The 1,077-nt window shown below is 63.3% G+C and carries 1 protein-coding gene; it reads left to right on the top strand.

Annotation, left to right across the window (positions count from 1 at the left end; all coding sequences use genetic code 11):
* The first annotated feature begins 105 nt into the window (after positions 1-105).
* Positions 106-1,065, top strand: coding sequence for an IS481 family transposase (locus tag ACJH7A_RS30630; protein WP_212813577.1), 960 nt, complete (start codon positions 106-108; stop codon positions 1,063-1,065).
* Positions 1,066-1,077: the final 12 nt, after the last annotated feature.

The raw sequence follows: 1,077 nt of genomic DNA, 5'->3' as shown, positions 1-1,077 counted from the left end.
TGTACTCGGCCATGACGTTGGTAGCGGGCGTGTTGGCTTGATGTGGGGAGAACCTCCGGGTGAGGTGTGGCTTGTCGAAGGCCCATCACCAACCCGGAGGTTCTCGTGTCCCACCGTAATGCCCGTACGACGTTGCACGGCCGGCTGCTGATTGTGCAGCGGCATCAGCAGGGCTGGAAACAAGCCCATATCGCTTCAGCGATGGGCATTTCCCGCAAATGCGTCCACACCTGGATCAGCCGTTATGCCCTCGAGGGAGAGGCCGGACTTCACGACCGGTCCTCACGACCGCACCACAGTCCGACCAAGACCCCAGCGCGGGTGGAACGACAGGTGGTGGCGGCGCGCCGCCGGCATCGCCGGGGCCCGGACTGGCTGGGTGCCGAACTTGGGATCCCCGCGCGGACCGTCGGACGGATTCTTCATCGTCGGGGCGTACCTCATCTGCGCGACTGCGATCCGATGACCGGCGCGGTGATCAAGGCATCGAAGGCCACTGCGGTGCGCTACGAGCGCGACCATCCTGGCGAACTGGTCCACGTCGATGTCAAGAAGCTCGGCCGCATCCCCGACGGGGGCGGGTGGCGCGCTCACGGGCGCAGCGAAGAGGTCCGCGGCCGCGGCATCGGGTATGACTACGTGCACTCGATGGTCGATGACCACAGCCGGCTGGCGTACTCAGAGATCCATCCCGATGAGAAGGGATCAACATGTGCCGGGTTCATCGCTCGGGCGGCTGAATACTTTCAATCACAAGGGATTTCGAGTATCGAACGAGTCATCACTGACAACCATTTCAGCTATCGACGCTCGGCCGACGTCGCGGCGATCATCGACCAGCTGCATGCTAAACACCTCTTCATCAGGCCTCACTGCCCGTGGCAGAACGGCAAGGTGGAGCGCTACAACCGGACGCTGCAAGGCGAATGGTCCTATCGCCGGGTTTTCGCCTCCAACGCAGACCGCGCCCGAGCCCTTGCACCCTGGGTCGAGTTCTACAACACTCAACGCCGCCACAGCGCACTCGACGGACTACCACCCATCAGCCGACTGCGACCAACCTGATGGCCGAGTACA

The sequence above is a fragment of the Mycobacterium sp. SMC-17 genome (assembly GCF_045310915.1).
In the GTDB taxonomy this organism is placed as follows: Bacteria; Actinomycetota; Actinomycetes; order Mycobacteriales; family Mycobacteriaceae; genus Mycobacterium.
The sequence above is the reverse complement of the archived record's forward strand: the minus strand, read 5'-3'. Positions and strand labels throughout refer to the sequence as shown.